The sequence below is a fragment of the Streptomyces sp. NBC_00989 genome (assembly GCF_045162655.1).
Taxonomy (GTDB): Bacteria; Actinomycetota; Actinomycetes; order Streptomycetales; family Streptomycetaceae; genus Streptomyces.
Genome location: NZ_CP108728.1, coordinates 8,476,391 through 8,500,426, shown reverse-complemented (window position 1 = coordinate 8,500,426; position 24,036 = coordinate 8,476,391). Strand labels below are relative to the sequence as shown.

At 72.2% G+C, this 24,036-nt stretch carries 22 protein-coding genes and 1 pseudogene; 12 read left to right on the top strand and 11 right to left on the bottom strand.

What is annotated here, in order from left to right; translation table 11 throughout:
- Nucleotides 1-107 precede the first annotated feature (107 nt).
- Together OG714_RS38040 and OG714_RS38035 are read right to left on the bottom strand one after the other, a co-directional pair.
- Nucleotides 108-749, bottom strand: a complete 642-nt coding sequence (locus tag OG714_RS38040; RefSeq protein WP_406127939.1) for a uridine kinase — start codon at nt 747-749, stop codon at nt 108-110.
- 17 nt (nt 750-766) lie between these two features.
- Nucleotides 767-1,174: a winged helix-turn-helix transcriptional regulator gene (locus OG714_RS38035; protein WP_406127937.1), complete on the bottom strand. Its 408-nt coding sequence runs from the start codon at nt 1,172-1,174 to the stop codon at nt 767-769.
- Nucleotides 1,175-1,273: 99 nt separating this feature from the next.
- Here OG714_RS38035 and OG714_RS38030 point away from each other — a divergent pair, with 99 nt between their 5' ends.
- From OG714_RS38030 to OG714_RS38000, 7 genes are all read left to right on the top strand, one after another.
- Nucleotides 1,274-1,966 (top strand): NAD(P)-dependent oxidoreductase, encoded by a 693-nt coding sequence (locus tag OG714_RS38030; protein WP_406127935.1) that lies wholly within the window; start codon nt 1,274-1,276, stop codon nt 1,964-1,966.
- Between the two features lie 44 nt (nt 1,967-2,010).
- Nucleotides 2,011-2,757: a DUF2293 domain-containing protein gene (locus tag OG714_RS38025; protein WP_406127933.1), complete on the top strand. Its 747-nt coding sequence runs from the start codon at nt 2,011-2,013 to the stop codon at nt 2,755-2,757.
- A gap of 187 nt (nt 2,758-2,944) precedes the next feature.
- A complete protein-coding gene (locus OG714_RS38020; RefSeq protein ID WP_406127932.1) occupies nt 2,945-3,424 on the top strand; it encodes a DUF1772 domain-containing protein in 480 nt (159 codons plus the stop codon).
- A 179-nt stretch (nt 3,425-3,603) separates the two neighbouring features.
- Nucleotides 3,604-5,091 (top strand): glutamate synthase subunit beta, encoded by a 1,488-nt coding sequence (locus tag OG714_RS38015; RefSeq protein ID WP_406127930.1) that lies wholly within the window; start codon nt 3,604-3,606, stop codon nt 5,089-5,091.
- 335 nt (nt 5,092-5,426) lie between these two features.
- Entirely contained in the window at nt 5,427-7,571 is a 2,145-nt protein-coding gene (locus OG714_RS38010) for a PEP/pyruvate-binding domain-containing protein (RefSeq protein WP_406127929.1), read from the top strand.
- Entirely contained in the window at nt 7,568-8,482 is a 915-nt protein-coding gene (locus OG714_RS38005; protein ID WP_406127928.1) for a hypothetical protein, read from the top strand. Before OG714_RS38010 ends, OG714_RS38005 begins: the two co-directional genes overlap by 4 nt.
- 64 nt (nt 8,483-8,546) lie before the next feature.
- Complete coding sequence (locus OG714_RS38000; RefSeq protein WP_406127926.1) at nt 8,547-9,287, top strand: fused DSP-PTPase phosphatase/NAD kinase-like protein; 741 nt, start codon at nt 8,547-8,549, stop codon at nt 9,285-9,287.
- A 78-nt stretch (nt 9,288-9,365) separates the two neighbouring features.
- Here OG714_RS38000 and OG714_RS37995 read toward each other — a convergent pair whose 3' ends face one another.
- From OG714_RS37995 to OG714_RS37985, 3 genes are all read right to left on the bottom strand, one after another.
- Nucleotides 9,366-10,187, bottom strand: coding sequence for an SAM-dependent methyltransferase (locus tag OG714_RS37995; RefSeq protein WP_406127925.1), 822 nt, complete (start codon nt 10,185-10,187; stop codon nt 9,366-9,368).
- A 108-nt stretch (nt 10,188-10,295) separates the two neighbouring features.
- Nucleotides 10,296-10,550, bottom strand: coding sequence for a DUF397 domain-containing protein (locus tag OG714_RS37990; protein ID WP_406127923.1), 255 nt, complete (start codon nt 10,548-10,550; stop codon nt 10,296-10,298).
- Nucleotides 10,551-11,411 (bottom strand): helix-turn-helix domain-containing protein, encoded by an 861-nt coding sequence (locus OG714_RS37985; protein ID WP_406127921.1) that lies wholly within the window; start codon nt 11,409-11,411, stop codon nt 10,551-10,553.
- A 343-nt stretch (nt 11,412-11,754) separates the two neighbouring features.
- Between OG714_RS37985 and OG714_RS37980 the strand changes: the two are divergent.
- From OG714_RS37980 to OG714_RS37970, 3 genes and pseudogenes are all read left to right on the top strand, one after another.
- Nucleotides 11,755-12,372 (top strand): annotated as a pseudogene (locus OG714_RS37980) (ATP-binding protein); the annotation flags it as partial.
- A gap of 374 nt (nt 12,373-12,746) precedes the next feature.
- Nucleotides 12,747-13,190 (top strand): hypothetical protein, encoded by a 444-nt coding sequence (locus OG714_RS37975; protein WP_406127919.1) that lies wholly within the window; start codon nt 12,747-12,749, stop codon nt 13,188-13,190.
- A 550-nt stretch (nt 13,191-13,740) separates the two neighbouring features.
- Nucleotides 13,741-15,552 (top strand): ABC transporter ATP-binding protein, encoded by a 1,812-nt coding sequence (locus OG714_RS37970; protein WP_406132094.1) that lies wholly within the window; start codon nt 13,741-13,743, stop codon nt 15,550-15,552.
- Nucleotides 15,553-15,556: 4 nt separating this feature from the next.
- Here OG714_RS37970 and OG714_RS37965 read toward each other — a convergent pair whose 3' ends face one another.
- From OG714_RS37965 to OG714_RS37950, 4 genes are all read right to left on the bottom strand, one after another.
- Complete coding sequence (locus tag OG714_RS37965; RefSeq protein ID WP_329247566.1) at nt 15,557-15,739, bottom strand: hypothetical protein; 183 nt, start codon at nt 15,737-15,739, stop codon at nt 15,557-15,559.
- A gap of 146 nt (nt 15,740-15,885) precedes the next feature.
- Nucleotides 15,886-16,575: a DUF899 domain-containing protein gene (locus OG714_RS37960; protein ID WP_406127917.1), complete on the bottom strand. Its 690-nt coding sequence runs from the start codon at nt 16,573-16,575 to the stop codon at nt 15,886-15,888.
- Nucleotides 16,576-16,704: 129 nt separating this feature from the next.
- The gene (locus OG714_RS37955) at nt 16,705-17,895 is read right to left on the bottom strand and encodes a cytochrome P450 (RefSeq protein ID WP_406127915.1); all 1,191 of its coding nucleotides are present in this window, start codon (nt 17,893-17,895) and stop codon (nt 16,705-16,707) included.
- 32 nt (nt 17,896-17,927) lie between these two features.
- Nucleotides 17,928-19,289: an amidohydrolase gene (locus OG714_RS37950; RefSeq protein ID WP_406127914.1), complete on the bottom strand. Its 1,362-nt coding sequence runs from the start codon at nt 19,287-19,289 to the stop codon at nt 17,928-17,930.
- Nucleotides 19,290-19,450: 161 nt separating this feature from the next.
- Here OG714_RS37950 and OG714_RS37945 point away from each other — a divergent pair, with 161 nt between their 5' ends.
- On the top strand, nt 19,451-20,401 hold the full coding sequence (locus OG714_RS37945) for an endonuclease/exonuclease/phosphatase family protein (protein ID WP_406127912.1): 951 nt from the start codon (nt 19,451-19,453) through the stop codon (nt 20,399-20,401).
- 18 nt (nt 20,402-20,419) lie between these two features.
- Here the strand turns inward: OG714_RS37945 and OG714_RS37940 are convergent, their stop codons facing one another.
- Together OG714_RS37940 and OG714_RS37935 are read right to left on the bottom strand one after the other, a co-directional pair.
- A complete protein-coding gene (locus OG714_RS37940) occupies nt 20,420-22,279 on the bottom strand; it encodes an FUSC family protein (RefSeq protein ID WP_406127911.1) in 1,860 nt (619 codons plus the stop codon).
- A gap of 195 nt (nt 22,280-22,474) precedes the next feature.
- Nucleotides 22,475-23,239 (bottom strand): nucleotidyltransferase domain-containing protein, encoded by a 765-nt coding sequence (locus OG714_RS37935; protein ID WP_406127910.1) that lies wholly within the window; start codon nt 23,237-23,239, stop codon nt 22,475-22,477.
- A 170-nt stretch (nt 23,240-23,409) separates the two neighbouring features.
- On the opposite strand from OG714_RS37935, the gene OG714_RS37930 reads away from it, so the two are divergent.
- Nucleotides 23,410-23,874, top strand: coding sequence for a hypothetical protein (locus tag OG714_RS37930; protein WP_406127909.1), 465 nt, complete (start codon nt 23,410-23,412; stop codon nt 23,872-23,874).
- Nucleotides 23,875-24,036: the final 162 nt, after the last annotated feature.

Genomic DNA, 24,036 nt, shown 5'->3' with positions numbered 1-24,036 from the left:
CGGTCACGACTTCCGGTGTGCGGGACCCGTGGTGGTGGCGTGAGTCCCGCGCCAGCGCGGGTCCCGCGCCACCACCACGGTCCCGCGAGGCTCACCGCGTCCGTGGCTCAGCCGTTCCACGCCGGGTGACGCGGGTCGTCGGCGCGTACCAGGACGTCCGCCGTGGTGGCCGGGTCGGTCTCGTCCTCGTAGCGCTCGAAGGCGGGGAGGGTCCAGTGCTCGGTCTCGGGGGTGCGGCGGCGCAGGGCGCCCGGCGAGAGGAGGACGTGGACGGTCAGGTCGAAGGGGAACCAGTGCCGAAGGAGGAGGGGACCGTGCAGCAACAGGACGGCGCCGGGCGGGAGTTGGACGTAGGGGCTGCGGGTGGCGCGGTCGGCGACCGGGTCCCAGAGGTCGGGCAGGACGCGGCCGTCGCCGTCCGGTTCGAGCGGGCCGAAGACCTCGCGCCACAGGGCGCGGGTGTCGAACCAGCCGTCGTAGTACGCCTCGACGTCCTGGCGCCCGTACTCCAGGCGCAGCGAGGCGGGGCGCAGGAAGCCCTCGGTGCCGACGACGAGCGAGGAGCGGCCGCGGACGCGGAGCGCCTCCGCGACGCGCTCGGCGAGGTCGCCGGGGTGGGCCGCGGGGGCGCCGTCGAGGGCGACGCGCGGCCAGGGGCTGCCGTCGGCCGGCTTCAGGTCGAGCAGACGCTCGGCGAGTTGGTCGCCGAGCCGGTCCCAGGTGATCGCTTCCAGTCGCACAGGGCCCATGATGCGGCAGGCCGCGATCAGGGTGCGTCGCGCTGGTGGTTGCGACGGGCCGCGAGGAGATGCGGGAGGTGGGTCTCGCTCCAGGCTCGGGCCGCGTCGAGCAGAGGGATGAGGCTGCGGCCGAGGGGGGTGAGCGCGTATTCGACGCGCGGCGGGTTCTCGTCGTACGGCCTTCTGGTCAGCAGGCCGTCGCGTTCCATGGCGCGCAGGGTCTCGCTGAGGACCTTGGGGGTGACGGCCCTGAGTGGTGCGCGGAGTTCGGTGAACCGGCGCGGGCCACCTTCGAGACAGCGGACGATCATGCCGGTCCACTTGTCGCCGACACGGAAAGGCATCGCGGAGGAGGGACAGACGGGGTCGAACATGTCGGGGTCGAGGGGTTCCCGCCGTACGGCGTCCCCTACGGCGTCCGTCGCGTCGGTCATGCGTCGAGGCTAGCGCCGATACCGTTGAAGTAACCGGGCCCCGGGTGTCTAACGTCCAGGTCGGGCGGCGAACGACGCTGCCGGACAAGGGGGTTGGGCATGGGTGGGATCGTCGTCTTCGGCGCCGGAGGCCGGGCTGGGCGGGCGGTGACGACAGAGGCGCTCGGGCGTGGGCACGAGGTGACGGCCGTGGTGCGCGACCCGGCGCGGTACGCGGACCTCGCCGCGGACGGCGTCTCCGTCGTGCGGGGTGATGTGACCGAGGTCGGGTCGGTGCGGGAGGTCGCGGGCGGGGCGGTCGGTGCCGTGCACGCGGTGTCGCCGTTCAGCGGGCCCGAGCAGGGTTTCGACTCGCTCGATCCCGGCTTCTTCGTCAAGGCGGCGGACGCGCTGCTGGAGGGGCTGGCTTCGGCAGGGGTACGGCGGCTCGTCGCCGTCGGGCTGTTCGCGAACCTCCTCGGGGTGGACGGGCGGCCGGTGATGGACGACCCCTCGGCGTTTCCGCCTGCGATAAGACCGTTCGCGCTGGCCCATACGGCCGGTCTGCGGCGCCTGCGGGCGGCGGGCGAGCACACGGCGGTGGACTGGGTGATGCTCACGCCGGCCGGTGGACTGGAGCAGGACGCCCCGCGTACCGGGCGCCACAGGCTGGGCGACGAGCGGGTGCCGGAGGGGGCACCCGGGCTGTCGTACGCGGATCTGGCCGTGGCGGTGCTCGACGAGATCGAGACGCCGACCCAACACCGTACGCGCGTGTCGGTGTTCGTTCCGCGTGGTGTGCGGACGACGTAGGAGAGACAGGAGAGATGCGCCCAGCACAAGGGAATACCTCTCGTATGTCTCGTACGGCAGCGCTCGCGACTCCACCCGCCCACCGGGGACTGCTCGTTGTTCAGCCGCTCAGGAAGCGGCACTGTGCCGAGTGTCGGCGGGGGCCGTTGCCGTTGGTGGTCGTCGAGGGCGGGGTGCCGCGGTGTCCGGACTGTGGGGATCTCGGGCATCTGGTGTTCCTGCCGCGCGGGGACACGGCGTTGACGCGCCGGGCGCGGGAGGAGAGTGGGCTGTCGGCGGTGGTGGTGCGGTTCAACCGGCGGCGGGGCCGGTACGAGCGGCAGGGCGTTCTCGTCGAGGAGGCGGGGCTCGCGCGGGCCGAGGAGCGGTGTCTCGCGGACGCGGAGGCGCGACGGCGGCGCCGGGTGCGGGACGCGGAGCGGCGGGCCGTGGAGGACGTGCGGTTCGCGGAGGCGTTCGCGGCGGAGATACGACGGCTGCTTCCCGGCTGCCCCGAGGCGCGGGCCCGGGCCGTCGCCGCGCATGCCTCGGCGCGGGGCAGCGGGCGGGTGGGGCGGAGTGCGGCGGGGCGGGCCTTGTCGGCGGGTGCGGTGGTCTCGGCGGTGGTGGCATCCGTACGGCATGTGGACACGCCCTACGACCAGTTGCTGATGAGTGGGGTGCCGCGACATGAGGCTCGGCGGCGGATCTCGGTGCGGGTGGAGGGGGTTCTACGGGAGTGGCGGGAGGGCGGGGTTCAAGGGGAGAGCGGAGTTCAAACGGAGGCCGCGGTGGAGGCGGAGGCCGGGTGAGGAGTCCGGCGGCGAAGGCGGTCGCCCACGCCCCAGGGTGTCGCCGTCGGCCCGGGGCCTGTCGTAGACGTCCGCGTATGCCCCGGCGATTCTCGGCCATGGTGAGCCGCGCAGGGGGAGGATTGACTTGTCCCGGTGGTCGGTGGTGGGCAGGATCTCGGCTCTACGGGCGGGAGTTGGTGTCGGCATGATCGGTGAACCGTATGTGACCCTGACGGTTCTGGGGGTACTCGCGACCGGGGTGATGGCCGGGGTGTTCTGTGCCTTCTCCGTGCTGGTCATGCGGGGGCTGGCCGAGTTGCCGCCCGCGCAGGGGGTCGCCGCGATGAACGCGATCAACACGGCGGCGATGACGCCGGTCTTCATGCTGCTGTTCGCCGGTTCGGCGGTGCTGTGCGCGGTGATCGCGGTGGTGACGTTCGTGCTGTGGCCGGATCAGGGGACCGTGGAGTTGTTGCTGGGCAGCGCGCTGTATCTGTTCGGGGCGTTCGGGCTGACCCTCGTCGCGAACGTGCCCCGCAACGAAGCGCTGCTGAAGCTGGACCCGGGGACGCCGGAGGCCGCCGCGTACTGGCCGTCGTACGTACGCGAGTGGACGATGTGGAATCACGTCCGCGCGATCGCCTCGGCAGCCGCCGCGCTGGTGTACATGCTGGCTCTCACCTGAGAGAAACCGCATGATCACCTGAGCGAGCGCTGGTGAGGACCTGCGGGGCGGCCCGCGGGACCACTTGAGAAAGCCGTCTCGCCCCACTCTGCGCGCCCGGCCCGGGGGCCTTATCGTGGCTGAAAGAGTGCCGCCCGATGACGCACGGCCTGTCGTACGCGGACGCAAGGAAGACGGCCATGGCCGATCCCAAGGGTTTTATGACCACTCCGCGCGAGGAGTGGCCCCGCAGGCCCGTCGAGGAGCGGGTGCGCGACTGGGACGAGGTGTATGTCCCGGGCGCGCTGCTGCCGATCGTCACCAAGCAGGCCGACCGGTGCATGGACTGTGGTGTCCCGTTCTGCCACGACGCCTGTCCGCTCGGGAACCTGATCCCGGAGTGGAACGATCTGGTCAGCCGGGACGACTGGCGGGCGGCGGCCGACCGGTTGCACGCCACGAACAACTTCCCCGAATTCACCGGGCGGTTGTGCCCGGCGCCGTGCGAGGCCGGGTGCGTGCTCGCCATCAACCAGCCCGCGGTCACCATCAAGAACGTCGAGGTGGCCATCGCCGACCGTGCCTGGACCGACGGTTTCGCGCCACCGAGACCGCCGGACCGGTTGTCCGGGCGGACCGTCGCGGTGATCGGCTCCGGGCCCACCGGCCTCGCCGCGGCACAGCAGTTGACGCGGGCCGGGCACACGGTCGCCGTGTACGAGAAGGACGACCGGCTCGGCGGGCTGATGCGGTACGGCATCCCCGCGTTCAAGATGGAGAAGCGGCATCTGGAACGGCGGCTGGAGCAGATGCGGGCCGAGGGCACCAAGTTCCGTACGTCGACGACGGTCGGACGGGACATCGGGGCGGCCCAACTACGGGCGCGCTACGACGCGGTGGTGATCGCCACGGGAGCGACGGCGTGGCGTGAACTGGACGTGCCGGGGCGGGAGTTGACCGGCATCCACCAGGCGATGGAGTACCTGCCGCTGGCCAACCGGGTGTGCGAGGGTGACCTGGCGGTCTCTCCGCTGTCCGCTGCCGGGAAGCATGTCGTGATCGTGGGGGGCGGTGACACCGGGGCGGACTGTCTGGGCACCGCGGTGCGTGAAGGGGCCGCGTCCGTCACGCAGTTGGACATCTATGCCCAGCCCGAGGCCGAGCGCGACGAGGACTTGGAGCCCTGGCCCACGTATCCGAAGATCTATCGGCTCTCGGCCGCGCACGAGGAGGCGCGGGATCTGGAGACGGCGCCGGCGGCGGACGCGGACGCGCGGCTGTTCGCTGCGTCGACGCTTCACTTCGAGGGGGGTGGGGACGGGCGGGTGCGGTCCTTGCATCTGGTCGAAGTCGACGCGGAGCGGCGGCCGTTGGACGGGTCCGGGCGGAGCCTGCCCGCCGATCTCGTGCTGCTCGCCCTCGGGTTCTCCGGGCCCGACCGGGGCGACGGGCTCATCGATCAGCTGCGGCTGGCGATGGCGCCGCGCGGCACGATCACCCGGGACGCGGACTTCGCGACGAGTGCGCGCGGGGTGTTCGTCGCGGGGGACGCGGCGCGCGGGCAGTCGTTGATCGTGTGGGCGATCGCGGAGGGGCGGGCGGTGGCAGCGGCTGTCGACCGCTATCTGACGGGGAGTTCCCAACTCCCGGCGCCCATCGGGCCGTACGACCGGCCGATGACCGTGTGAGGCGGCGGAGGCCGGGGCGGCAGGTTGTCCCTGCTGCCGGATGAGCAGGCGTACGTCCGTGCTGGCACCTGCGGAGGAGGCCGGGCGTACTGCGCCGGTACGAGGCGCCGGGTGTGGTCTCCTCCCGGCTCACGAGATCCTCCGGTGGCGGGCCGGAATGTGGCTTCCGGCCGGCTTGTGGGCCAACGGCGGTGGGATCATCGGCGCAGGAGGCGAGTTGTCGTCGGGCCCGGAGTGGGGTCGGGCGCGGCACGTCCCCATCCTTCGTTCCGTCGTCAGGCGCGGGGCCACCCCCGCGCGTCCCCCCTGTTGGCGGTCGGTCCTGGAGGGTGTTGATGACGACGCTCGACGAACGTCATGGCGAGGGCACGTGGGAGGCGGAGGGGGCGTACCGTCCGGACGCCGCCGTCCCCCTCGATCAACTCACGGCGATACAGCCCCTGTTCGCCGGTTCCAAGGCGGCGAACCTCGCCCGCGCGGCCCGTGCCGGGCTCCCCGTGCTTCCCGGGTTCGTGGTCCCCGAGGGTGCGGGCGACGACCCCGCCACCCTGCGCCGCGCCTGGCAGGACCTCTCCGACTCCGGTGCGCGGCCCCTCGTCGTACGGTCCTCCTCGCCGCAGGAGGACACCGAACAGTCGTCCCTGGCGGGGCAGTTCGCCTCCGTGCTCGATGTGCGCGGATGGTCCGACTTCCGTACGGCCGTGCGGACCGTGCTCGATTCGGCGCACCGGCCCGACGGGTCCACCGCGCCGATGGCGGTGCTGGTGCAGCCGATGCTGACGGCGCGGGTCGGCGGAGTGATGTTCGGCGCCGACCCCGTCGCGGGGCGTACCGACCGGATGCTGGTGAGCGCGGTGCGCGGCGGGCCGGACAGTCTGGTCAGCGGTGAACAGGCCGGTACCGACTACTGGTTGAGCCGGCGGGGTCGGCTGCTGCGCACCGAGCCACCGACCGCCGACGCGCTGCTCACCTCCTCCGAACTACGGCGGCTGGCCCGGCTCGCGCGGCGGGTACGGCAGGTGTTCGGAGGGCCGCAGGACATCGAGTTCGGGTTCGGATTCGACGAGGACGAAGTCAGGGGCGGGGACGAAGTCGGGGGCGGGGGCGGGCGGCTGTGGTTGTTCCAGAGCCGGCCGATCACCGCCATGGCCGTGCGGCCGTCGCGCGGGGCCCGGCTGCTCGGGCCGGGGCCGGTCGCGGAGACGCTGCCGGGCCGACTCCAGCCGCTGGAGGAGGACTTGTGGGTCGCGCCGATGGCCCGTGGGCTGACCGCCGCGCTCGACATCGCGGGCAGCGCACCGCGTCGGCTGCTGCGGACGGTGCCGGTCGTCACAGCGGTCGGCGGGTGGGCCGCGGCCGACCTACGGCTGCTCGGCGCGGCCCCGCCCGGGCACCGCTGGCTGGCCCTGCTGAACCCGGCGCCGGGAGCACGGCGGCTCGGCGCGGCCTGGCGGGTCGGCCGACTCACCGCGGCGTTGCCCGGGTTGGCCGCGAACCTGGTGGCGGACGTCGACCGCCGGCTCGCCCAGATCCCGGCGCCCGGCGGACTACCCGGCCCCGACCTGGCCGCCCAACTCCGCTGGACCCGCGCCGCCTTGGTCTCCCTGCACGCCCAAGAGGCCCTCGCCGGAGCCCTGTTGCGTGAGCCACCGAAGTCCCGTACGGCGGCGGGCGCGGCCCTGACCGCCCTCGCGGAGACGCGCGCCCTGGGCATACCGGACGAGCGGGCAGCCGCCACCGCGCCGACCGTGCTGGCGCTCACGGCACCGACCCTGCGGGGGCGCGTGCGCCTGCCGGGTTCCGGCGACGACCGCCCGGAGCCCGACAGCATCAGCCCCTCACCGCCTACCCCACCTCTCCCCCACCGCGCCCCCGCCCTCCCACCCCGAGAAGCCCTTCGCCTCCGGATCCGCTGGGTGCAGGAGCTGCAAGTGCGCCTCGTGCGGGACGTCGCACGCCGGCTCGGCCCGGCCGCGGATCGCGTAGAGCTGTTGCGCTGGCGGGAGTTGGCCGCCGTACTCGAAGGCGAACCTTTGCCCGGCGACCTCAATGCGCGCGTGCCGCGGGCCGAGTCGCCGCCGTTGCCTGACGCCTTCCGCCTCGCGGACGGCACGGTGGTCGCCGAGCGCACCGACAGCGACGGTGACGGTGACGGCCGGGGTGTGTCCGGCGGGCGGGCCGTCGGGACCGTCTGGGACGGGACCGGGCCGCGCCCCTCCGACGCCGTGCTCGTCGTCCGCACCCTCGATCCCGCGCTCGCCCCGCTGCTGCCCGAACTCGCCGGGCTGGTCGCCCAGACCGGCAGCCCGTTGTCCCATCTCGCCGTCCTGGCAAGGGAGTTCGGGCTGCCTGCCGTGGTCGGTGCGACCGACGCGGTTCGGCGCTTCCCGCCCGGGTCGCGCGTCGCCGTCGACGGCACCACCGGTGACGTGAGGACAGCGGCCGTAAAGACGGACGTAGAGACGGGAGAGGCGCGATGAGGCGGATCGCGTACGTCTTCGGGAGCCTGGCCGCCGCCGGGGCGGGGACGTATCTCGTCGTCTACCTGTACCGCTGGCAGTGGCAGCGCGCCATCCTGTGCGGGATCCTGCTGCTGGTCGTCGAGGTGATGCTGCTCGGCATCGTGCTGCTGGCCCGGCTCACCCGGATCGAGGAGCGGGTGAAAGAAAGTGACGCCAGGCAAAGGGAGTTGACGGCACGTCAGGAAGACGTGCTGGTCCGGCTGCGGCAGACGTCCGTCGAGCGCGAGGGCGCCCGCTTCCGCTGGCTGGAGGACACCGCCGACCGTACGTACGTCTTCGTGCCCGTCCTCATGGTCACCGGGGTGCTGCTGTCCGGGCTCGCCTGGGTGGTGCAACGGATCGCGTCCGCGACGGGACGCCCGGCCGAACGGCGGCTCGCGGGACGCCTCGCCGTCCTCGCCGCCCCGGAACCGGGCGCGGTGGGCGAGTTGGAGGACCGGCCCGCGCTGGGCCGGCGTTCCAGGGGCCGCGTCGCCCGCACGGCCGTCGTCGGTGTCGTCGGGGCCGCGCTGCTCACCGCGCTCGTCGTGGGGCTCGCCGATCTCACCCAGACCCGGGAGCAGAGCGTGAGCGGCTCCGAGGCGACCTCGGTGCTCGTCCAAGTCGACGTGCGGGGCTCGGACATGACGGCCGAACGGCAGGCGCTCGCCGCGCAACAGGTCTGGGAGCGCTGCCGGGACTCCACCTCCGTGCCGCTGAACCACGCCACGCTCGGCAGCCTCGGCGACGGCATGTTCGCCGGGGTCGTACGGCCCGCGCTCGCCGAACACGACCGTATGCGGCTGCGCGGCTGTCTGGAGGACGCGGCCCTCGACCGCGCCCACCTCACGGTGATGGGCATGGGCGACACGGACGCGGACGACGACTGACCCGGCGCGCAATCCGGACGTACGATGCCAAGGCGCCCCCGTCCCCGAGCACCCCGGGTCGCCCATGGCCTCCGTTCCCGTGCCCGCACCCCGACTCACCTCATCCCAGCCCACCTCGCCCCAACTCGCCCCGCCCGGGCGGCGATTGCCCAGGCGCGCGATGAGGCTGCTCCTCGCCGTCACCCTCGGCTACGTCGCCCTGTGGGCCACCGGCGCGCTGGGCATCCTCGCGTTGTCGTACTGGGCGCGCGAGGAGACCCCGCCGCCTCCGGGGACCCGTACCGTGCAGGGCATCCACCACTTCCAACCCGTCGACACCGACGGGCAGTTGTGGCGAGGCGCCGCTCCCTCCCCCGGCGGCTACCGGGAGTTGGCCCGCCTCGGCTTCACCACGGTGGTGGATCTGCGGGCCGAGGACCTGACCGCGGCGCAGCTCGCCGAACCGCGCAGGGCCGGGCTGGCCGTCGTACGACTGCCCATTCGTGACGGGCAGACGCCAACAGCCGTACAGGTACGGCGGTTTCTCGATGTCGTCGCGTCGGCGGCCGGGCCGGTGTTCGTGCACTGCGGGGCCGGGGTGGGCCGTACGGGGACGATGGCGGCGGCGTATCTCGTGCGGACCGGGGAGGAGTCCTCGGCGCGGGCGGTCCGGCGGAATCTCGCCGTCGGACCGCCCTCGATCGAGCAGATCTACTACGCGCTGAGCCTCGGACCGGGCCCGGGCCGACCGGAGCAACCGCCGTTGCCGGTGGTCGCCGTCAGCCGGCTGGTGGACGCGCCACGACGCATGCTCTCGTGGTTCTGAAACAGCACGTCAGGGACATCAGGGCTTGGGACATCAAGGCTTGGGACCTCAGGGCTTGGGATCTCAGGGCTTGGGATCTCAGGGCTTGCGCCCCACCGCCCCGTAGCCGGGGATCGTCCCGTCGTCCTGGCCCGGGACCGGCTCGCCCAGTTCCGGATGCCACCGGTCGACCACCGCCACGCCGGGCTCGACCAGGTCGAGGCCGTCGAAGAAGCGGGCGAAGCCGGTGCGGGAGCGGAGGGCCAGGGTGATGCCCGCCGCCGTGAGTTTCTCGACCGCCGCCGTCGACTCCTCCGGGGTGAAGTCGGCGGTGGCGTGGGTCATCATCAGGTAGCTGCCGCTGGGGAGTTGGGACAACAGCCCGTCGACCAGCTCGTGCGCGCCGTCCTCGTCGGGGACGAAGTGCAGCAGCGCGACGAGGGACAGGGCGACGGGCCGGGTGAGGTCGAGGACTTGCCGAGCGCCCTCGATGATCACGTCCGGCTCGCGCACGTCGGCCCGCAGATACGCGGTCGCACCCTCGGGTGTGCCGCGCAGCAGGGCCGCCGAATGGGCCAGCACGATCGGGTCGTTGTCGCAGTAGACGACCCGCGCGTCGGGCGCGATGCCCTGCGCGATCCGGTGCAGGTTCGGCTCGGTCGGGATGCCGGTGCCGATGTCCAGGAACTGCCGTACGCCACGCTCGGTGAGCCAGCGGGTGGCCCGGTGCATGAACGCGCGGTTGACACGTGCCATGACCGGCACCCTCGGGTCGAGGGCGAGCATCTGGCGGCCCATCTCCGCGTCGACGGGGTAGTTGTCCTTGCCGCCCAGGTACCAGTCGTACATGCGGGCGGGGTGGGGCCTGCTGGTGTCGATCTCGACGGTCCCGTCGATCCTGTCGGTGGGCCGCACGGTCATGGCGTGCTCCATAAGGTCGTACAGAGGATGGCGCGGCGATAAGTGATCAAGTCAGTACCAAAATAAGGAGGTTCGGTAAGGAAAAAGCATTCAGCAGAGGTGGTCGGCTCAAGACAGCAAGAAGTCCGCCTGGCCCGCTTTCGCCCCCTCGATGAAGGCCGTCATCTCGTCGGTCGTGTAGATCAGGGCCGGCCCGTCCGGGTCGGTGGACTGACGGACGGCGATCCGGCCGTCGGCGAGCTTCATCGCTTCCAGGCAGTTGCCGCCGTTGCCGCCGCTCCACGGCTTGTGCCAGCCTTCGCTTCCCAAGTCCCGCGCGGGCATACCGTTGTAGACGCTCATACGCGGCTTGATGCGATCCATTCACAGCTCCTTGCGGAGATCCTTGAGGATCTCCTTCGTGCGATGTGCCGTAGCGGCCTGCGCCGCCATGCGGTCCATGACCTCGAGATGGGTTCCCACCTCTTCGCGCGCGTCCAGATAGACGGCGCCGGTCAGGTACTCGCTGTAGACCATGTCCGGCAGTTCTGACATGGCAAATCGGAACAGCACGAAGGGCCCGTACGTGCCTGGGTGCGGCCCCGAGGAGAACGGGGCGACCTGCAAGGTCACGTTGGGCAGCTTCGTGGCGTCGAGCAGTTTGTCGATCTGGGCACGCATCACCTCCGGGCCGCCGACCGGGCGGCGCAGGGCGGTCTCGTCCATGACGACCCAGAAGCGGGGCGCGTCGGGACGGGTCAGCAGGTCCTGGCGCTGCATGCGCAGCGCGACATGGCGCTCGATGTCGTCGGGCTCGGTCTGACCGACGGCACCGGACTTCAGCACACCGCGGGCGTAGTCCTCGGTCTGCAGAAGTCCGGGCACGAAGTGCGGTTCGTACGCCCGGATGAGCGCGGCCGCGCCCTCCAGGCTGACGTGCATCGAGAACCAGCCCGGCAGGATGTCGTGGAAGCGCTGCCACCAGCCGGGCCTGTTGGCCTCCTCGGCCAGGTGGACGAAGGCCTCGGCCTCCTCGTCGGAGACGCCGTAGGACTTCAGGAGGAGCTGGAGGTACGGGATCTTGAGGGAGACCTCCGCCATCTCCATGCGGCGGACCGTTGCGGGTGCGACGCGGAGGACGCGGGCGGCCTCCTCGCGCTTGAGCCCCGCGCGTTCCCGCAGGTCCAGCAGGCGCCGGCCGAGGACGACCTGGCCGACCGTCGGTGCGGACCGCGGCTCGCTCACGCTCCACCTCCACGAATGAGTGTTGAGTCCTGACAGCTGTGCGACGAGTACCGAGTAACGGGTTGAGTACTGACAGCGCATGCGTCCGTACAGTCCGTCGACAGGGTTCTCGCGGACCTACGAACCGATCCCGGCCCGACGCACCGATCCCGGCGAACCGAATCCTGACAGCCCTGCGGCGCCATTCGAAGACTCATTCGAAGATCGGAACAGACCTCCGGAGATCCCAACTGGCGCCGCGCGACTTTCTGTTGCGAGCAGTGTGCCACGACCGTCCAGACCGTCATACGGCACTCTGCATATTTCATAGTGACACTTGCCAAGTGTTCACGGCGGGGCGATAGTGGCAAGCGTGATTCCGTCCGCGCCCTTAGGAACAGACGCCGCCGCAGGCCGCCTCGGTCTCGGTGCCGCCGCGGGAGCCGCCCCTGGTGGGGCCGCTGCCGAGCGCCGGTTCCGGTTCGAGCTGGCCGCACATCCGGGTTCCCCGGCCCAGGCGAGACGCCTGACGCGGGCCCGGCTGTCCGGCTGGTCCGTGTGCGAGGACACCTGCGACACGGCGGTACTGGTCGTCTCCGAGCTGGTCACCAACGCGATCGTGCACACCGCGAGCAGCCACATAGTCTGCGAGCTGCACGATGGCGACGACCTGGTGCGGATAGCCGTCCGTGACGAGGGCTGTGCTCCTGGTGAGCCCCGCCCGTCCCCGCAGCGGCCCGACGAGGAGCACGGGAGGGGACTGCTCCTCATCGACGGGCTCTGCCGGGCATGGGGCGCCCAGGAACACGGACCCGGCCTGCTCGTCTGGGCCGACCTGCCACGGCAGGCGGACCCGGCGCACGGCCACCACCCGGCCCCCGGCCACGACAGTTCCGTACCGCACAACGACCTGGGTTGGGGCGCACGACCCAAGCCGGGCCCGTCAGGCGGTTCGGGCGACGAGGACGAGGCGACGGCACACTTCGGGGCCTTCGAGGATCTGGGCGTATTTCCGGGGCGGGGGCATGGGGGTGCCCCCGGTCGGCATGGGGGTGCCGGCGACTTCGGAGGTCTGGACCTCGGCGGCTTCGGGAGCCGGGAGCACGAAACCGGAGGCGGCCCTGCTCGTGGTGGGGCCGGCTCCGGTGCGCGGGGCCGGGAGGGCGCGGGCCACTTCGGGGGCCTCGGTCAGGAGGCCACCGGCCTCTTCAGGGGCCGGGGACACCAGGACGCCGGCGACCTCCCGGACTCCGCGGAGACCGGGGAATCCGGCGGGTTCGCGGATTCCGGCGGACTCAGGGACACCGGCGGGTTCAGGGAATCCAGTGGACTCGGGGACTTCGGTACGGGGGTCGAATGGGTGTGAGCGGCGGGTCTCGTCCCGGCCAGGTGCTCAGTCTCGACACACTGGTCCGTCTGGGGCGTGCGCTGCACGGGCCGGGGGCGCCCCGCCGCCTGGCCGTCCCCGAGGGCATGACGGCTCCGCTCGGCTGCGACGCCGTCGCGGTCCCCGCGCATTTCGGACCACTGGTCCTGCCCCGCCTGCCGCGCGTCGGCTGTGTCTACGCCGATGAGGCGCACTGGTGGTGGATCGTTCCGTCCGACTCGGACTACGCCCTGGAATGGCCCGCGCCGGCGCGGTACACCACCGGGGCGCTGGTTCCGGACTCGCCTCGCGCGCCCGGTCTCATCCACAAGCCGGACGGGAAGCTGCCGTATACGCCGCCGATTCCGCTGTACCTCGCGGTGTGCCGGGTTACGGGGACGACTCCTTCTTGGTCGCGGCCCATCAGCGCGTAGCGCTCCGCGGGTTGAGCGGATTTGTCTGCGGGTTCGGTGGGGGCTGGTCGCGCAGTTCCTCGGGGTGGGCGGTTTTGCCTGCGGGCCGGTGAGGGGTTGGTCGCGCAGTTCCCCGGGATGGATGGTTTTTGTCGGCCGGCCCGGTGGAGGCCGGCCGCGCCCACGCGGCGGAGCCGCACATCGATACAGCCCCGCGCCCCTTTCGGGCGCGATGCGCCCGGCTCCTCTTCCCGGCGGGCGGCACCCCTCCCTGCGCCCGCCCAACGCGGCGGAGCCGCACATCGACACGGCCCCGCCCCGCCGCCTTCCCGGCGTACGCCCGCGCGTCCCCGCCCCAGCTTCCCGCGCTCTCCCCCGCACCCCTCCCACCCCGCGATAGTGGCCGTTCGTCCACGATCGGGGGAGGTCGGCGGTGGGAAGCAAGGGCAAGGGTGACTCGGGGCCGGGGGAGACGTCCGCGTCGGAGCAGCTGCTCTTCGGTGGGCCCTTGCGGTACGACACGGGGTGGAGTCAGCACAACGACGCGTTCCTGGAGCTGAGCTTCCGGGCCATGGTGACGCGGTTGCCGGCGATGCTGAGGTCGAGTTTCCGGCTGGCCTGGCAGGCGGATCCGCGGGCCGCGCGTGTCGTGCTGGCCGCCGAGGCGTGCCGGGGCGCCACCCAGGCGGTGAGTCTGCTCGCGGTCAACAGTGTGCTGGGGCGGCTGATCACCGGCGGTGCCATCGGGGACCGGCTGCGCGGTGCCGTCCCCGCGCTGGTCGTCATGGCCGCCGTGATGGTGGTGGGCGCGCTGCTGCGGGCCGCGTCGACGTACGCGACCGGGCGGTTGGAGCCGAAGGTCGAGCGGGTCGCCACCGAGCTGTATCTGGAGCGGGCGGCGGCCGTGGAGCTGGCCGCGATCGAGGACCACGCGTTCCACAAGCTGCTGGACACCGCGCAGTACGGCGCCATGTCGGCCCGCCGCATGATCTCGTACGCGACCAACGTCATGAACGCGCTGATCTCGCTGATCGCGGCGGCGGGCGTGCTGACCGTGCTGCACCCGGCGCTGCTCCCGCTGCTGGCGACGATGACGGTGCCGAGCGCGTGGGGCGCGCTGACGAACGCGCGGCGCCACTACGAGTCGTTCCACACCTGGGTGCAGCACGTCCGCGCCGGCCGCCTCATCGGTTCGCTGCTCACCGAGCCGGAGGCGGCCCCGGAGATCCGCGTGCACGGCGTCGGACCGTTCCTGTTGCACCACTTCCACGAGATGTCGGAGAGCGCGGAGGCGGAACAGGCCCGGCTGGCCCGGCTCACGGCCCGCACGGGGCTGATCGCGGCGACCTGGACGGGCCTCGCGACGGCGGCGACGTACGCGACGCTGGGCGGGCTGCTGCTGTCCGGTGCGATGGCGCTCTCCGTGGCGGGTACGGCGGTGATCGCGATCCGCACCGGTTCCGCGAGCCTCGACACGCTCGTCCTGGCGGTGAACCAACTGCACGAGGAGGCCCTGTTCGTGGGCGATCTGCAGAAGCTGTACGAGGAGGCGACCGAGTGGGCGATCCCGGTCGGCGGGGCGGCACTGCCCGAGGAGCCGCGGGAGATCCGCTTCGAGAACGTCACGTTCAGCTATCCCGGCGAGGCCACCCACCCCGCGCTCGACGACGTCTCCCTCACCCTCCCGCTCGGCCGGATCATCGCGCTGGTCGGTGAGAACGGCTCCGGCAAGACGACCCTGGTCAAGCTGCTGGCCGGGCTGTACCGCCCGGACCGGGGCCGGATCCTGTGGGACGGCGTCGACGCGGCGGGCGCCGACCGGCAGCAACTCGCCGACCGGATCGCGATGGTGGCGCAGAACTTCAAGCGGTGGCCGTTCACCGCCCGCGTCAACGTGGCCGTCGGGCGGTCAGCGGCGCCGCTCACCGAGGAGCGGCTGGCCGGTGCGGTCGCCGAGGCCGGCGCGCAGGACGTGGTCGCGGATCTGCCGCGCGGTCTGGACACGCTGCTGGCCCGCAACTTCAGCGGCGGGCACGAGTTGTCGGGCGGTCAGTGGCAGCGGCTCGGGATCGCGCGGGCCGCGTACCGGAGGGGCCGCATCCTGATCGTGGACGAGCCGACGGCGGCCCTCGACGCCCGGGCCGAGCTGGAGGTCTTCGAGAAGATCCGGGCGCTGGCGGGCACCGGGCAGACGGTCGTCCTGATCACGCACCGGCTGGCGTCCGTACGCCACGCGGATCTGGTGCACGTCCTCGATCAGGGGCGGCTGGTGGAGTCCGGGACGCCCGACGAGCTGCTCGCGAGCGGCGGTGTGTACGCGGAGCTGTACGCGCTCCAGGCGGACCAGTTCACGGTGAAGGTGCCCGCCCCGAAGGCGGGCTGACCCGTCAGGCGGCGACGTCCACGACGTCGCCGCTGCGCACGATGACCAGGAACGCGTCGGTCGCGATGTCCATGACGACCTCAGCCTGCAGGCCCTCCAGACGGCGCGCCTGTGCGAACTCCTCGGCCGGCCACGAGCCACGCGGCCCGCCGGCGGGAAAGCGCTCAAGCACCATTCGCCCGTTCACCCTGTACCTCCCTGTCGTGCTGAAACTCGGAGAGCTTCGTGAAGCCTCATAGAGTTAAACGCCGACAGTACGGTGAACGGCTCGGGAAGTGACGGTACTGAGACATAGTCGACACCCGGCCGCGTACTTTCCCCGCACTTTCCGTATCAGTCCTGGTACTCGTCGTGATAAAGCACGCGTGCGCTGCCGGCGGACGCCCCGAGAGCCGACGCGCGCCCCGCCGGCTCCTCCCACTCCTCCTGCCGCCCCAGTGCGGTCAGATCCAGGAAGGTGGTGGTCGAACCGAGGCCGTCGAGCCCGCGCTCATAGGTCGAGTAGGTGTGGAACACCCGGTCGCGGTCCCGCAGGAAGCAGCTGACGCCGGGTCGCTCGACGGGGTCCCCGTCCCCAACGAGCGTCACCTCGAAGTCCCAGTTGAAGTCCCCGCCATTGGACGAGTACCAGGGCAGTGTCCATCCCATCCGCGCCTTGAACGGCAGGATCTTGGTGTACGGCGCCCTCGACACGGCGGCGAACGTCGTACCGCGTGCCTTCAGATGGGCCAGGTGCCCGATCTGGTCGAGGAACGCCGAGCAGCTGCGGCAGCCCGCGTCCCACTCGGGCGCGAACATGAAGTGGTAGACGACGAGTTGGCCGCGCCCGTCGAAGAGGTCGAGCAGGGTGGCCTTCCCGTCGCCGCCCTCGAAGAGGTACTCCTTGTCGATCTCCACCATGGGCAGCCCGCGCCGCTCGGCGTTGAGCGCGTCCCGCGCGCGCGTGGCCGCCTTCTCCTTGACCAGCAGTTCCTCGCGCGCCGCGCGCCACTGCGCACGCGAGACGATCTCCGGAAGCGACATGGGGGCCCTCCTGTGACAACGGTCCGTTGAGGGGTGGACCGGAGCGAGGAACGGAACTCATCGCCGCGTCGGAAAGTTTCTCGGAGAGATCTTCAGAAGGTTGGGGAGTCTTCAGAGAGTTGGGGATCTTCAGAGGGACTTCGTCGCGTACGTCACCGGCAGCGCGAGCAGTCCCCGGGCGCGCAGCGACGGCCGCCAGCGCACCTCGCTCTCCGCCACCCCCAACTCCAGCCGCGGGAACCGCTCCAGCAGCGCGGCCAGCGCGATCTCCGTCTCGGCGCGGGCGAGCGGCGCGCCCAGGCAGTAGTGGATGCCGTGGCCGAGCGCGAGATGCCCTGAGGTGTCGCGGGCGAGGTCGAGCCGGTCGGGCTCCGGGAAGCGGTCCGGGTCGCGGTTGGCGGCGGACGCGGACACCCACACCGTCTCGCCGGCCGGGATGGTGACCCCGCCGATGGTGACGTCCTCGACCGGGAAGCGCCGGATGGCGAGCAGCGCCGGCCCTTTGTAGCGCAGGAACTCCTCCACGGCGGCCGGGAGTTGGGCGGGGTCCTCGCGCAACGCGGCCAGCTGTCCGGGGTGTTGCAGCAGGGCGAGCACGGCGTTGCCGATGAGCTGGACGGTGTTCTCGTACCCGGCGAAGAGGATGAGGAAGGCGAGGGACATCAGCTCGTCCTCGCTGAGCCGGTCGCCTTCGTCGCGTACGGCGATCAGGTCGGAGAGGAGGTCGTCGCCGGGCTCTTCCCGCTTGGCGGCGAGGAGTTGGGTGAAGAAGCCGAGCATGGCCACGACCGCGTGCTTGCCGGCCTCGGGCGGTGTCCCGGGGGCGGGCGCGACGAGGGTGTCGGTCCACACCCGGAAGTCCCGGCGGTGGCCGTCGGGCACGCCGAGCAGGTCGCAGATGACGGTAATGGGGAGGGGCGCGGCGTAGGAGGCGATGAGGTCGGTGTCACCCTCCTCCCCCAACGCGTCGAGGAGTTGGTCGGCGGTGCGCCGGATGGGTGTACGGAGCTGCTCGGTCCGGCGCGGGGTGAACGCGCGGCCGACCAGGCGGCGGATGCGGGTGTGGTCCGGCGGGTCCATGTTGAGGAGGTTCGCGTCGAGCGCGGGCGGCAGCGAGAACCCCTTGTAAGTCCCGGCCGTGGCATGCCTCTTGTCCAGCGAGAGCCGCGGGTCGGCCAGCGCGGCCCGCACGTCGTCGTACCGGGTGACGAGCCAGGCGGGGGTGCCGTCGGGGCCGGCGATGCGGTGCACGGGGGCGCTGTCGCGCAGGCGCCGGTACACGTCGTACGGGTGGTCGAGAAGGCCGTCCGCGAGATCCATGGAGGACAGCCTAGAGGCGACCCGGGCGCGGCTCAGGTGTCGTACTCCTGGATGCGCCGGCCGTGGCTCCGGTCGACGAGGGCGGGCAGCCGGTCGGCCAACTCCCGTACGACAGCGGGTACATCGAGGGTGAGCAGCTCGCGGTCGCGCATGAGCACACGGCCGTCGACGATCGTGGTGCGGACGTCGGCGGAACGGGCGCTGTGCACGAGGGTGGCGGCGAGATCGTGGACGGGCTGGGTGTGCGGTCCGGTGAGGTCGACGAGGATGATGTCGGCCCGGCGCCCCGGCGCGATGGACCCGATCGTGTCGCCGAGTCCGACCGCCCGCGCACTCTGGAGCGTTGCGTGGTGCAGTGCTTGACGGGACGTCAGCCACCGTGGATCACCTTCGGTGGACTTCTGCACCAGCGAGGTGAGGGCCATCGACTCCCACACGTCGAGGGAGTTGTTGGAGGCGGCGCCGTCCGTGGCGAGCCCGACCGGGATGCCGATGGCGCGCAGGGCGCGGATCGGAGTGGTGTCCGGCCAGGCGAACTTGAGGTATCCCCGGGGCGCGGTGGCGACTGCCGTACGGCCGCTCGCGCGCTCCAGGACGGGGAGGTCGCGGTCGATGATGCCGGTGCCGTGGGCGATGAGCAGGTCGGTGGCCAACAGGCCAGCGCGGTCGAGGACTTCGACGGGGGTGATGCCGTGCCGGGAGAGGCTGGTGTCGGTCTGGTCGCGGTTCTCGGCGGCGTGGATGTGGACGGGGAGGCCGTGTTCCAGGGCGAGTTGGGCGGTGGCGGCGAGGTCGGCGTCGGTCACCGTGTAGGGGGCGTGCGGGGCGAGGGCCGTGGTGATGCGGCCGTCGGCTGTGCCCCGGTGCCGTAGCGCGAACTCCAGTGATTTCTCCCGGCCTTGCGGACCTTGGGAGGAGAAGTAGGCCTCGCCGAGGTGCGCGCGGATCCCGCAGTCGGCGACGACGGCGGCCACCGTGTCCATGGAGAAGTAGTGGTCGGCGAAGCAGGTGACCCCGGCGCGGATCATCTCGGCGCAGGCGAGCCGTGCCCCCAACTCCACGTCTTTTTCGGTGAGGTTGGACTCGACGGGCCAGACGACGTCGTTGAACCACTCCTCCGTGGGCAGATCCTCGGCGAGCCCGCGCAGCGCGACCATCGGCGCGTGGGTGTGGCAGTTGATCAGCCCCGGCAGAGCGATCTGGCCGCGCGCGTCGATGTGTTCGACGGCGGCGAAGCCAACCACGTCCGTCACGTCCGCCGCGCTCGTCACCGACTCGACGCGCCCGTCCCGTACGACGATCGCGGCGTCCTGCTCGAAGCGGACGCGCTCCTGGTCGTCGTGGACGAGGACGGCGCAGCCGGTGATCAGCAGATCTGCGGGAGAGTGGCTCACTCTTCCAACGTACGACGCCGTCCTCGCCTCGCGTGAGCCGAACCGCGCATCCGGCCGTTGCACTGCCGCGGGCCGCCCCGGACCAGCACGCTTGCCTCACGACCAAGGCTTCTGGCGCACGACCAAAACTTCACGCCCAAGGCTTATGGAAGGGGCCCCGCATGCTCCTCGGCACCTGGAATCTGGAGAACCTGTACCGCCCCGGCGGCCCGTCCGGCCCCAAGGACAAGGCCACGTACGAGACGAAGCTCGCCTCCCTCGCCGCCGTGGTCACGGAACTGGACCCGGTGCTGCTCGGCGTCCAGGAGGTCGGTGATCCGGCGGCGCTCGACGACCTGGCCGGGCTGCTGGACGGCGAGTGGCACACCGCCCTGTCCGCGCATCCGGACGGCCGGGGCATCCGCGTCGGCTTCCTCAGCCGTACGGAACCGCGGGTCGTCGCCGACACGAACGCGTTCCCGGCGCATCTGCGCCCGGTGCAGTCCGACGACTCGGGCGCCGAGGAGCCGACCGCGGGCCGGGGATTCCTGGCGGTGGAGGTCACGACGGCGACCGGCCCGCTGACGGTGGCGGTCGCCCATCTCAAGTCGAAGCTGCTGACCTACCCGGGCAGCCGTTTCTTCCCGCACGACGAGGGCGAACGGGCCCGCTACGGCGCCTACGCCCTCTACCGCCGGGCGGCCGAGGCGGCGACCCTGCGCGCGCTGGCCGACGAACTGCTCGCCGGTGAGGGCCGTACCCGCGATGTGGCCGTGCTCGGCGACATGAACGACGAGGTGCAGGCCGCGACCACCCAGATCCTGCTCGGGCCGCCCGGTTCGGAGATCGGCACGCCCGGCTACGACCGGGCCGACCAGGGCGACGCGGTCCGGCTGTGGGACGTGGCGCCGCTGATCCCGGCCGACCAGCGCTACTCGCGGATCAACTCCGGGCGCCGCGAGCTGATCGACCACGTCCTGCTCAGCCATCACCTGGTCCACCGGGTGACGGCGGCGGGGACGGGACTGCCCGGTGAGGGAACGCTGCGGCTGCCGTCGGTGGGACCGGACCCCGCGGAGCGGCGGGAGGCGCCGGGGTCGGACCACGCGCCGGTGTGGGTGCGGGTGGAGTGACCCGGTCGGCCCAAGTGGCTAGACGGCGACGGGGAGTTCGATGGCGCGCAGGCCCACCCGCCCACGCCCCCGCTCGAACTCCTCCAGCAGCTCGGTGAGTTGCTCGATGTGGCGGGACGTGAGCCGCCCCGCGTCGTCGAGGTGGACGGCGCAGGCGGTGGTCGTGTCCACGAGCCGTTCGAGGACGGCCGCGACCTCGTCCGTGCCCTCCGTGTGCCGGGCGAGGGCGGGGAGTTCGGCGGCCGAGACGGCGATCGCGCCGCGGGCCTCGGCGAGCGTGCGGTAGGCCTCGCGGCGCAGGGTCCAGCGCTCGGCGCGGTCGTCGGACTCGCTCAGGACGTGCACGAGGTAGGCGTGCGCGGCGGCGCCCGCGGCCGCGAGCCGGGCGCGCACACCCCCGCCGCGCTTCCCCGGCATCGGCAGATGCCCGACGATCAGCACGATCGCGCAGGCCAGCAGCGTCTCCCCGATCCGGCCGGCGGAGGCCTGCGGCTCCCCGCCCACCATCACGAGGGACAGCACGAGAACGGTGACTACGGCGGTCTGCGCCGCGAAGTGCCGGGTGGCGACGGGAATGAGCGCACCGCTGAGCGCCACCAGCGCGACCAGCCCTTCGGGCCGGGGCAGCACGGCCGCGAACCCGGCGAAGACCAGCGCCCCCAGCACGGTCCCCGCCGCCCGGCTCAGCGCCCGCGAGGCGAGCGGCCCGAGGTCGGGCTTGACGAGGAAGACGGCGGTGGCGGGCAGCCAGTACCAGTGCTCGTGCTGCCCGTACCAGCGGGCCTGGTGCAGTGCCTGGGCGACGGCGACACTGGCCCCGAAACAGAGCGCGACCCGCAGCCCGTACTCCCGCCCCCCGGCCCCGAATGCCGTACGGAACAAGGCGGTTACCGTGCCCCTGCGCGCATGCAGATCGCTCCCCTCCGCCTGGTCGAAGGCGTCGGCGGCGTGCAGCAGCGCGTCGTCGAGGGCGCGCAGCGCGGGGGCGGAACGGTTGGGCGCGGGCAGCGGCCCGGTGTGCGCGTTGTCGCGCACGGCGGCGGCGAGCCTGCGGGGCCCTTCGCCCGCCCGGGCGGACACCGGCTCCCCGGCCCAGGCGATCGCGGTCGCGGCCTCGGCGAGCGGCAGCGCGGCGGCGTACTGCCCGTGCAGCCGCCGCTCGGCCGCCGAACTGGCGTACCGCCGCAGCCGCGGCCCGGCGAGCGCGTCCTGCGCGTGGTCGAGCGCGGCGGTCAGCGCGGCGCGCCGCCCCGTCGCCTCCGGCCCACCGCTCGCGTCGAGCAGCGCCGCGATCGCGTCGTAGACGGCGGCCACGGCGTGCCGCTCGCCGTCGAACCGGTAGTCACCGGCGATGGCACCGGGCGTGGGCAGCGCCAGCCGCAGCAGGACCAGCCAGGCGGCCCCGGCGAGGAAGGCGAGGGCCCGCTCCCACCCCGGTTCGGGCAGGGGCATCCCGGCGCCGATGGCGGAGGCGACGAGCAATTGCGTACCGGCACCGGAAGCGACGGGCCCGATGGCACTGAACCCACCGGCGACCAGCCCGATCCCGGTGAAGAGAAGCGTCAGCACGACAGCCCCGACATGCGCCCCGGTGTACGTCCCGACCAGCAGCCCGGCCGCTCCCGCGAGCGCGGGCCCCCCGAGCCGCTTGACCGAGGCCCGCCGGCTGCCGGGCCGGTCGTTGATCCCGGCGAGCATCGCCCCGAGCGCGGCCAGCACGCCGAGTGACGTCCGCCCGACCAGCACGGCGACCATCAGCAGCGGCCCGGCGGCCAGCGCCCCTCGCGTGACCGCGCTCCAGGGAACCGGCCCGCGCTGGGCACGGAGCGTGTGGGCGAGCCAGGGCGGAAGCGAGAAGGCGTCGGTACGACGGGACACAGGGCTCCTGTCTTGACGAGGGCGGGGTGTGCCTTCGGGCGACGGTGGCCGGGGCGTAGCTGAGCTGGAGCGGTTGCTGAAGCTGGTGCTGGCGGCTGGGGTGGTAGCCGTGGTGTCCACGGTAGTTCGCGTCCTTGTGCGGAACGGGCCGCGCGCATTTCGGGGATGTGAAGGTTGACCGGAAGGCCGCTTTCTTTATGAACGCAACGCCGAGAACAACGCTCCCGCGTCGGAAACGGCACGATCGAGAGCCTTGCCTTCCGCGTTCAACCCCGCCACGACGCCGTCGACCGCCCGCAGCCCGGCCCGCTCCAACAACCGCTTCTCGTTCGTCACCCACTCCCCCCGCCCCGCCAGCACCCCGTGCCCGGCCTGCACGGCGGCCACGGCGATCGCACCGGCGACCTCGGTGAGCCGCCCCTTCGGGACGTGGTTGGCCCGCGCGTACGCGAGGGTGGCGTCGGCGGTGCCGTACCAACGCTCGGCGGCGGAGAGCCGCAGCTGCGCGGGATAGCCGTCCGGGCGGGGCAGCTCACCTCGCAGGACACGGTTGACCGCCAGCTCGGCGACGACCAGGTAGCTGGGAATCCCGGCGAGATGGAACAGCAACGGCTCCACCCGAAAACGTCCTTCCTCCGCCTCCCCCAACTCCCGCTCCACCACGTCCAGATCGCGATAGTGCACATCGACACGCCGCCCGTCGACCGTCAGCCAGGCACCCCCGTTGAACACCCCGCCGCCCCAACCGCCCACCTCGGAGACCTCGCCGTCATAGCCGAGGTCACGGAGGTCGGCGGGGTCGAAGGGACCGCGGTAGTAGACCGCCAAGTCCCAGTCGCTGTCGGGGTGGTGAGTGCCCTGGGCACGGGAGCCGCCGAGGGCTACGGCCTGGACCGTGGGGAGGGTGGCGAGGCGGTCGGCTGTGGTGTCGAGGAAGTCCGCGTCGGTGAGCGTGGGCATAAGAACGGCTCCAATCGCGGGATCAGGGGGCGGGAATCGCCGGAAGCGTACGCAGCGAGGTCGCTCGGCGCGACGCGTTTCCTCCCCGCGATCGCATGGCCACGGGCCGATTGTCAGTGGTACGCGCTTCACTGGAGTCGTCACTGAGAGTCACCACGGGGGAGCGGTCGATGACAGCACACGAGACGAACGAGAGTCCGCAGGAACAGAGTCGGGAACAGAGGAAAAGGCAGGGGTCGGACGCGGAGAGCGGCGGCGACGCGCAGGCCACCCGTACGCACCTCTCCGTGGCCGGGTTGCGCACACGGGGATGGACGGCCGGGATGGTGCGTCAACTGCTCGGTGAACCCGACCTGTTGCGGGTCAACCCGCATTTTCAGGCGGCCCCGCGGATCCGCCTGTACTGCGTCGGACGGATCGAGGCCGCTGAGCGGAGCGAGGAGTTCCGGGCCGTTTCGGCGGCTGCCGCGCGGAGGTCGGCCGCGGCGCGGGTCGCCGCTCGGCGCAGGCGGCGGGAGGTACTGGCACGCATCGCGGCCGAGCCGGCGGTCGAGTACACCGAGGCGCACCCGGTCCTTGCTCAGGAGGGCGAACGCCAACTGTCCGAACGGGAGAGCGGTCCACCTCCGGAATGACATGCCTGGGCGATGTTCCCCTGCGCCCTCGGCCGACCCCCGTTCCTATGGCGGAAAGCGGAAATTCGGATGCGGGCGCCGTCGTCCATGTGGTCGGCTGACGCCCGCGTCACGCCCACCGCCCGCCGCCAATCGCCGACTGCCGACTGCCGATCGACCGCT